Origin of the sequence: Streptomyces sp. NPDC059003 (genome assembly GCF_042740445.1) — a bacterium.
Lineage (GTDB): Bacteria > Actinomycetota > Actinomycetes > Streptomycetales > Streptomycetaceae > Streptomyces.
The window spans coordinates 22,555-30,852 of record NZ_JBHYJH010000120.1 but is presented as its reverse complement, the minus strand read 5'-3'; the positions used below and the strand labels follow the sequence as shown (position 1 = coordinate 30,852).

7 protein-coding genes are annotated in these 8,298 nt (G+C 71.6%); 3 read left to right on the top strand and 4 right to left on the bottom strand.

The window, feature by feature from the left end; translation table 11 throughout:
* Positions 1-81: 81 nt before the first annotated feature.
* Positions 82-1,044 carry a GTPase Era gene (gene era, locus ACFWZ5_RS32215; RefSeq protein WP_384804911.1) on the top strand — a complete coding sequence of 321 codons (963 nt, stop codon included), beginning with the start codon at positions 82-84 and terminating at the stop codon, positions 1,042-1,044.
* On the opposite strand, the gene ACFWZ5_RS32210 is transcribed toward era, so the two are convergent.
* Positions 1,016-1,795, bottom strand: a complete 780-nt coding sequence (locus ACFWZ5_RS32210) for an SGNH/GDSL hydrolase family protein (protein WP_384804913.1) — start codon at positions 1,793-1,795, stop codon at positions 1,016-1,018. The genes era and ACFWZ5_RS32210 overlap by 29 nt on opposite strands.
* 79 nt (positions 1,796-1,874) lie before the next feature.
* On the opposite strand from ACFWZ5_RS32210, the gene ACFWZ5_RS32205 reads away from it, so the two are divergent.
* Positions 1,875-2,519, top strand: coding sequence for a TetR/AcrR family transcriptional regulator (locus ACFWZ5_RS32205; protein ID WP_384804915.1), 645 nt, complete (start codon positions 1,875-1,877; stop codon positions 2,517-2,519).
* Positions 2,520-2,753: 234 nt separating this feature from the next.
* Here the strand turns inward: ACFWZ5_RS32205 and ACFWZ5_RS32200 are convergent, their stop codons facing one another.
* The 3 genes from ACFWZ5_RS32200 to ACFWZ5_RS32190 all read right to left on the bottom strand — a co-directional run bounded on the left by ACFWZ5_RS32200 (position 2,754) and on the right by ACFWZ5_RS32190 (position 5,593).
* A complete protein-coding gene (locus ACFWZ5_RS32200) occupies positions 2,754-4,124 on the bottom strand; it encodes a GH1 family beta-glucosidase (RefSeq protein ID WP_384804917.1) in 1,371 nt (456 codons plus the stop codon).
* A 58-nt stretch (positions 4,125-4,182) separates the two neighbouring features.
* Positions 4,183-4,449, bottom strand: coding sequence for a protealysin inhibitor emfourin (locus ACFWZ5_RS32195; RefSeq protein ID WP_384804919.1), 267 nt, complete (start codon positions 4,447-4,449; stop codon positions 4,183-4,185).
* Positions 4,450-4,510: 61 nt separating this feature from the next.
* Entirely contained in the window at positions 4,511-5,593 is a 1,083-nt protein-coding gene (locus tag ACFWZ5_RS32190; RefSeq protein ID WP_384804921.1) for a M4 family metallopeptidase, read from the bottom strand.
* A gap of 931 nt (positions 5,594-6,524) precedes the next feature.
* On the opposite strand from ACFWZ5_RS32190, the gene leuA reads away from it, so the two are divergent.
* Positions 6,525-8,249 carry a 2-isopropylmalate synthase gene (gene leuA / locus ACFWZ5_RS32185; RefSeq protein WP_384804923.1) on the top strand — a complete coding sequence of 575 codons (1,725 nt, stop codon included), beginning with the start codon at positions 6,525-6,527 and terminating at the stop codon, positions 8,247-8,249.
* Positions 8,250-8,298: the final 49 nt, after the last annotated feature.

Genomic DNA, 8,298 nt, shown 5'->3' with positions numbered 1-8,298 from the left:
GGTCTGGGGCGGAGCCCCAGGAGGGCGGGTGGGTGGGGGACAGCCTGCCCGAGGCGCCCCCGCCCGAAAAGATCAGGGACAATGGGCGCCATGAGCGTCCGTACCCAGTCCCCCCAGCCGTCCCAGCGGAGCGACCACCGTGCTGGTTTCGCCTGCTTCGTCGGCCGCCCCAACGCGGGCAAGTCCACCCTGACGAACGCTCTGGTCGGCAAGAAGGTGGCGATCACCTCGAACCGGCCGCAGACGACGCGGCACACGGTGCGCGGCATCGTGCACCGGCCCGACGCCCAGCTGATCCTCGTGGACACCCCCGGCCTGCACAAGCCGCGCACGCTGCTCGGCGAGCGCCTGAACGACGTGGTGCGCACCACGTGGGCCGAGGTCGACGTGATCGGCTTCTGCCTGCCGGCGAACGAGAAGCTCGGCCCCGGTGACCGGTTCATCGCGAAGGAGCTGGCGTCGATCAAGAAGACGCCGAAGATCGCGATCATCACGAAGACCGACCTGGTGGACGGCAAGACGCTCGCGGAGCAGCTGATCGCCGTCGACCAGCTCGGCAAGGAGCTCGGCTTCGAGTGGGCGGAGATCGTGCCGGTCTCGGCGGTCGGCGAGAAGCAGGTGGACCTGCTCGCCGATCTGCTCGTGCCGCTGCTGCCCGAAGGGCCCGCGCTGTACCCCGAGGGCGACCTCACGGACGAGCCCGAGCAGGTCATGGTGGCCGAGCTGATCCGCGAGGCCGCGCTCGAAGGCGTACGGGACGAGCTGCCGCACTCCATCGCCGTGGTCGTCGAGGAGATGCTGCCCCGCGAGGACCGGCCCGCCGACAAGCCGCTGCTCGACATCCACGCCTTCGTCTACATCGAGCGGCCGAGCCAGAAGGGGATCATCATCGGCCCCAAGGGCAAGCGGCTCAAGGACGTCGGGATCAAGTCCCGCAAGCAGATCGAGGCGCTGCTCGGTACGCCGGTCTTCCTCGACCTGCACGTGAAGGTCGCGAAGGACTGGCAGCGCGATCCTAGGCAGCTGCGCAAGCTCGGCTTCTGAGGCCCAGGGCGCGGCCGCGGTCCGGGTCCGGGGCGAGCGCCGACTCCGTCAGGGTCGCGAGGCCCGCCGCCAGCTCCCTCGCCCACGCCCGGTAGCCGTCCTCGGACGGGTGCAGCCGGTCGGCCGCGAACCACGCGCCCGCGACGCGCGGTGGGCCGCTCGTCGGCAGGTGGAAGACGGCGGTGTGACGCGCCGCGGCCGTGCGCAGCTGCCGGTCGAGGAGGCGTACGTACGCCGTGAGCGGCCCTCTCGCCAGGCGGGGCAGCGCGGCCACCCGGTCGAGGTCCGGCAGGCCCGCGAAGACCATGGGCACGTCGTGCCCGAGCCGCAGGCGCACGTCCCTGATGAGGCGGTCCACGTCCCGCCGGAAGGCGCGTGGCCCGCGGCGGCGCAGCGCGTCGTTGGAGCCGGCCGCCACCAGGACCACGTCCGGACGCCAGTGAGTCAGCGGGTCGGTCAGGCCGGGGAGCAGGCCGCGCCGTACCGCCGCCACCGTCGCGCCCTTGCGGGCCGCGAGGCGCCAGGACACCGGGCGGTCCGTCATGGCGGCCAGGGCGTGCGCGAGCTGGCCCGGCAGGGCCTCGCCCTGCGTCGTGGCGCCGACGCCCGCGGCCAGCGAGTCGCCGATGACGGCGAGCCGCAGCGGGGGACCCCCGTACCCCCGCCGCGGCTCCGTCACCCCCGAGCCGGGGCCGCTCGCCTCCGGCAGGCGGCCGGGCCGTCCGTGTGGCCCAGCGGGCATGGCTGACATGGCGCACTCCTTTCGCAGGCGGTGCTCGGCGCCGGGTGCATAACAGCGTTATGGCCATAACACCGTTATGCTGCTGCTCGTGTCAACCGGGAGAACAGAAGCCGCCGCCGACGACGTGCGCCGCCGCCTCCTCGACGAGGCCGCGCGCGTGCTCGCCGAGCAGGGGCCCGCCGCGCTCAGCGCGCGGCGCCTCGTCGGCGCCGTCGGGGCCTCGACCATGGCTGTCTACACGCACTTCGGGTCCATGCCCGGGCTCGTGCGGGAGCTCATCCGGGAGGGGTTCGAGCGGTTCCGCACGCGGGCGCTCGCGGTCGAGCAGGGGGACGATCCCGTCGTCGAGCTCGCCGGGCTCTGCCGCGTCTACCAGGAGTTCGCCCGGGCCGAGCCCCATGTGTACGCCGTGATGCTCGGCGGGTCCGCGCTCGCGGGGTTCGAACTCACCGCGGAGGACCGGCAGATGGGGGGATTCATGCTGCGGATGCCGCGGGACGCGATTCGGCGGTGTGCCGGGGCGGGGCGGTTCCGGGGCGACGTCGACGCGGATCTGCTCGTGCGGCAGCTGTTCAGCTCCATGCACGGGCTTGCCCAGCTGTCCCGTGCCGGGTACGTCATGGGGGACTACGCGCCGGGTGCGGTCCTCGCCGGGATCCTGGTCGACTTCGCGACCGCGTCGGGCGACGACCCGACCCGGGCCCGGACATCGATCCTGTCGGCCCTGACGTGAGGGTGCCGTCGCGGGGCGCCCCTGACCCACCCCTTTCCCGAAACCAGGGGCTCCGCCCCTAGAACCCCTTCTTTCCGCGCTGCGCGCTCGTCCTCAAACGCCGGACGGGCTAGAAGCTTCGCCGGCCGGGCGAGGTGGTACCAGCCCGCCCGGCGTTTGAGGGCGAGGCGCGGAGCGCCGATGAGGGGGGAGAGGGGCGCAGCCCCATTCGAGCGCGGGACGGGTGGGTGGGGGTCAGGACACGGCCTGGGCGCGGAGTACGTCGCGGAGCCAGTAGTACGAGGACTTGGGCGTCCTCGCCAGAGAGTCGTAGTCCATGTGGACCAGGCCGAAGCGTTGGCGGTGGCCCTCTGCCCACTCGAAGTTGTCGAGGAGGGACCAGACGAAGTAGCCGCGGACGTCGACGCCGGATTCCAGGGCGCGGTGGAGGGCGCGCAGATGGCCGTCGAGGTAGGCGATGCGGGCCTGGTCGTCGACGCCGTCGTACGCGCAGCCGTTCTCGGTGATGACGAGGGGCGGGAGGCGGTCGCCGTACCGCTCGCGGAAGGTGAGGAGGAGTTCGGTCAGGGAGTCGGGGACCACCGGCCAGCCGAAGTCCGTGCGGGGGTACCCGGTGATCTCCCGCGGGGAGAAGGGGAGTTCGGGCGGCAGGGCCACGCCCGAGAACTCGGTGGCGCCCGCGACGGGGGCGCCCACCTTCGTGGGCTGGTAGAAGTTGACGCCGTACCAGTCGAGCGGCGCGGCGATCACCTTCAGGTCCGCCGCCAGGTCCGGCACGTCGGCCGCCAGGAGCTCGGTGATCAGCTCCGGGTAGCGCCCGGTGAGCAGCGGGTCGGAGAAGAGCCGGTTGAGCAGCACGTCGTAGAGGTCCGCCGCCTCCCGGTCCTGCGGCGATTCGGACGCGGGCCAGGTGGGACCGTGCGAGTTGGCGATGCCGATGTCCGCCGCGCCCGCCGCGCGCAGGGCGGCCACGGCCAGGCCGTGGGCGAGGAGCTGGTGGTGGGCGGCGGGCAGCGCGTCGAAGAGGAGCTGCCTGCCGGGCGCGTGCCGGCCGAGGGCGTGCCCGAGGAGGGTGTGCTCGGCGGGCTCGTTGAGGGTGATCCACTTCGGTACGCGGTCGCCGATGCGGCCCGCGACCACGGCCGCGTACTCCGCGAACCGCTCGGCCGTCGACCGCTTCAGCCAGCCACCGCCCGCCTCGCCCTCATCGCCGTCCTCCAGGGCCAGCGGCGTGTCCCAGTGGAAGAGGGTCGGCACGGGACGTACGCCCGCCGCGCACAGCTCGTCGACGAGCCGGTCGTAGAAGTCGAGGCCCGACTCGCTGACCCGGCCGTGGCCCCGGGGCAGCACGCGCGGCCAGGAGACGGAGAAGCGGTACGCCCCCACGCCCAGGTCGCGGATCAGGGCCACGTCCTCGCGGTAGCGGCGTACGTGGTCGCAGGCCACCGCGGCCGTCGTCCCGTCCTTCACGTTCCCCGGAAGGGCCGTGAACGCGTCCCACACCGAGGGCCCGCGCTCGTCGACGGCGCCCTCGATCTGGTGGGCCGATGTGGACACGCCCCACAGGAAGCCGCGGGGGAACTGGGGTATCGGGCTCGCTGCCATGGGCGGGATCTTCCGTACGGGGACGTACGGAAGTCAACGGGCGTGCGCCGGACGGACGTTACGCCCCTTCCTTCAGGACCCGGGAGACGAGGGTGCGCTGATCGTCCGTCAGGCGTGTCTCCGTGCAGTACACGGTGCGTCCGTCGACCGTGATCTCGTAGCTGAAGCCGTCGGGCACCCCGATGGGCGGCGTGTCCTGGCCCGCGGCCATGGCCCGGTCGGCCAGGGCACGCCACTCCGGGGCGTCGGGGCGCGCGGTGGTGTCCACCTCCGCGCGCCGCTCGAAGCCCGCGAAACCTCCGGTGCGCTTCACCTGGATACGCATGGGTCCTGTCTACTCCAGGCGGTGGCGCTCCGCCAGGCGACCCCGACGGCTCCCGGCCGGGTCAGGTGGTCACCACCTTGACCTGGGCCCATGCGTCGAGGACGGCCTTGAGTTCGTCGCCGTCGCCGTACTTGGCGCGGGCCGCCGCCACCGTCAGCTTCGCGAAGTCCGTGAACGACGCGTCCTGGGCGAGCTCGCCGCCGGTCAGGGCCGCGTACCAGATCTGCCCCGCCCGCTCCCACGCGTGGCCGCCGAGCGCCTCGGCGAGGAGGTAGAAGGCGTGGTTCGGGATGCCGGAGTTGATGTGCACGCCGCCGTTGTCGCGGCCCGTGCGGACGTAGTCGTCCATCGTGGCGGGCTGCGGGTCCTTGCCGAGCACGTCGTCGTCGTACGCGGTGCCCGGGGCCTTCATGGAGCGCAGGGCCGTGCCGGTGACGCGCTCGGCGAGCAGGCCCGCGCCGATCAGCCAGTCGGCTTCCGCCGCGGTCTGGCCGAGGGTGTACTGCTTGATCAGCGAGCCGAAGACGTCCGCCATGGACTCGTTGAGCGCGCCCGGCTGCCCGAAGTACGTGAGGTTCGCCGTGTACTGGACGACGCCGTGCGTCAGCTCGTGGCCGATGACGTCCACGGGGATCGTGAAGTCCAGGAAGATCTCCCGGTCGCCGTCGCCGAACACCATCTGCTCGCCGTTCCAGAAGGCGTTCCCGTAGTCCTCGCCGTAGTGGACGGTGGCGTTCAGCGGCAGGCCGTTGCCGTCGATCGAATAGCGCTCGAAGAACTTCTGGAACACCTCGAACGTGGCACCCAGGCCGTCGTACGCGCGGTTGACGGTCGCGTCCTTGCCGGGCTTGTCGCCCTCGCCGCGGACCTTGCGGCCGGGCAGGTCGGTCCTGTGCTTGGCGTCGTGGATCGTGCGGTACGGCTTTCCTTCCGCCGCGGCCTTGGGCGCGGCCACGGACGGGGCGCCGATGACGGTGGTCAGGCGGCGCTGGGTGCGCTCGAAGGCGTCCCGCTGCAGGGTGCGGCGGGCGGAGCCCGCGGCGGGGTCCTGGCTCTGGGCGAGGGTGTCCAGGACGAAGGGCGGCACGATGGTGCAGAAGACGGGCTCGAACCCCTGTGGGTTCCCCGTTGGGTTGGCGGTCATGCGAGGCAATGTGGCACTGGGTCATGCCGGTGTCACTAGCTGCAACCATGATTGGTGAAATAACCCCATACGGTGGGCTGGCCTCTGGCCCAAGTGGTAGATGCCCTGGCGTTTTGTGTCGGGTGTGGGGCGATGTGGGTTCGGGTGCGGGTCGGTGGGTGGTGCGCCGCGCTGCGCGCGGCGTTTCTTCCCACCCGCCCGCCCGTTTCTGCCCTGCCGCGGGGTGGGCGCCTCAGGTGGGGGTTGCCCGCCGTCGGCGGCGTATGGGGTGGGCGGGGCGGTGGCGTGTCCGACGCGGCGTGGGTCGGTGGGTGGTAGGTCGTGGTTGTGGGCGGGTGCGGGGCGGTGGGTGGTGTGCCGCGCTGCGCGCTGCGGTTTTTTCCCACCCGCCCGCCCGTTTCTGCCTACCTGCGGGGTGGGCGCCTCTTGTGGGGGTTGCTCGCCGTCGGCAGCGGAAGCGCATGGGGTGGGTGGGCGGGGTAGATCCCGCCGCGGAGCGGCGGGACGGTGGTGCATCCGACCCCGGTGGGAAGCGCATGGGGTGGATGGGCGGGCGGGGCGTGCCCGACCCGGTGGGAAGCGTGTGGGGTGGGTGGGGTGGATTCGTCGTGGAGTGGTGGGGTGGGGGTGTGTCCCGTGGGCGGGACAGGGGGTGTGCGGGGTGGGTGGGAGGGAGGGAGTGCCAGGTCGGCGTGGGGTGGGTCACCTTTTGTTCGGGTTTGGTGGGGGGTCCCGCATACTGATACGGGCCCGCGCAACACGCGGGGCTGAGCTAGGCTGCGACGCATCATGCGAGACCGGGTGCTTCTCCTTAGCTGCCGCGGCGAGGGCCTGTAGTCGAAGGCCGACCCCCTCCCCGCGGAGTTCGGTGCTGTGCAAGACCGTCGGCCGTCCTTCCGGACCTACTGGCCTTCCGAGGAGCCCCGCACACATGCCGAATTTCCAGCGCCCCACCGCCCTGCCGATCCACAAGTACGGCCGGTACGAGCAGGTGGACCTCCCCGACCGCACCTGGCCCGACCGCCGCATCACGGTCGCGCCCCGCTGGCTCTCCACCGACCTGCGCGACGGCAACCAGGCCCTGATCGACCCGATGTCCCCCGCCCGCAAGCGCGCGATGTTCGACCTGCTCGTCAAGCTGGGCTACAAGGAGATCGAGGTCGGCTTCCCCTCGTCCGGGCAGACGGACTTCGACTTCGTACGGTCGATCATCGAGGACGAGGGCGCCATCCCGGACGATGTCACCATCTCCGTACTCACGCAGGCGCGTGAGGAGCTGATCGAGCGGACCGTCGAGTCCCTGAAGGGCGCCAGGCGCGCCACGGTCCACCTGTACAACGCGACGGCGCCGGTCTGGCGCGAGGTCGTCTTCCGCGGCTCGCGCGAGCAGGTCAAGCAGATCGCCGTCGACGGCACGCGCCTGGTGATGGAGTACGCGGAGAAGCTGCTGGGGCCCGAGACCGTCTTCGGGTACCAGTACTCGCCGGAGATCTTCACCGACACCGAGCTGGACTTCGCCCTGGAGGTCTGCGAGGGCGTCATGGACGTCTGGCAGCCCGACGCCGAGCGCGAGATCATCCTCAACCTGCCCGCCACCGTGGAGCGTTCCACGCCGTCCACGCACGCGGACCGCTTCGAGTGGATGAGCCGCAACCTGTCGCGGCGCGAGCACGTCTGCCTGTCCATCCACCCGCACAACGACCGCGGCACCGCCATCGCCGCCGCCGAGCTCGCCGTGATGGCGGGCGGCGACCGCGTCGAGGGCTGCCTGTTCGGCCAGGGCGAGCGCACCGGCAACGTCGACCTGGTCGCCCTCGGCATGAACCTGTTCAGCCAGGGCATCGACCCGCAGATCGACTTCTCGGACATCGACGAGATCCGCCGCGTGTACGAGTACTGCACGCAGATGGAGGTCCACCCCCGCCACCCGTACGCGGGCGACCTCGTCTACACCGCCTTCTCCGGCTCCCACCAGGACGCCATCAAGAAGGGCTTCGACGCCATGGAGGCCCGCGCCGCGGCCGCCGGCAAGACCGTCGACGACATCGAGTGGGCCGTGCCGTACCTGCCCATCGACCCCAAGGACGTCGGCCGCACCTACGAGGCCGTGATCCGGGTCAACTCCCAGTCCGGCAAGGGCGGCGTCGCGTACGTCCTGAAGAACGACCACAACCTGGACCTGCCGCGCCGGATGCAGATCGAGTTCTCGAAGATCATCCAGGCGAAGACCGACGCCGAGGGCGGCGAGCTCACGCCCGCCGCGATCTGGGGCGTCTTCCAGGACGAGTACCTGCCGAACCCGGAGAAGCCCTGGGGCCGCATCCAGGTCAAGAACGGCCAGACGATCACCGACGTCGACGGCACCGACACGCTCACCGTCGAGGCCACCGTCGACGGCGCCGACGTCGTCCTGACCGGCTCCGGCAACGGCCCGATCTCCGCGTTCTTCAACGCCCTGCAGTCCATCGTCGGCATCGACCTGCGCCTGCTCGACTACCAGGAGCACACGATGAGCGAGGGCGTCTCCGCGCAGGCCGCCTCCTACATCGAGTGCGCCATCGGCGACCGCGTCCTGTGGGGCGTCGGCATTGACGCGAATACGACACGTGCGTCCATGAAGGCGGTCGTCTCCGCCGTCAACCGCGCGGCCCGCTGAGGCCGTTCGGTCCCCTGTTCGACAGGTGTTTTCGTGGCCCCGCCCGTCC

What these genes read in the sequence shown, in the direction of transcription:
- ACFWZ5_RS32190 (WP_384804921.1), bottom strand. Translation starts at nt 5,593, where the DNA reads ATGACCGCCAACCCAACGGGGAACCCACAGGGGTTCGAGCCCGTCTTC.
- ACFWZ5_RS32210 (WP_384804913.1), bottom strand. Translation starts at nt 1,795, where the DNA reads ATGTCAGCCATGCCCGCTGGGCCACACGGACGGCCCGGCCGCCTGCCG.
- era (WP_384804911.1), top strand. Translation starts at nt 82, where the DNA reads ATGGGCGCCATGAGCGTCCGTACCCAGTCCCCCCAGCCGTCCCAGCGG.
- leuA (WP_384804923.1), top strand. Translation starts at nt 6,525, where the DNA reads ATGCCGAATTTCCAGCGCCCCACCGCCCTGCCGATCCACAAGTACGGC.
- ACFWZ5_RS32195 (WP_384804919.1), bottom strand. Translation starts at nt 4,449, where the DNA reads ATGCGTATCCAGGTGAAGCGCACCGGAGGTTTCGCGGGCTTCGAGCGG.
- ACFWZ5_RS32200 (WP_384804917.1), bottom strand. Translation starts at nt 4,124, where the DNA reads ATGGCAGCGAGCCCGATACCCCAGTTCCCCCGCGGCTTCCTGTGGGGC.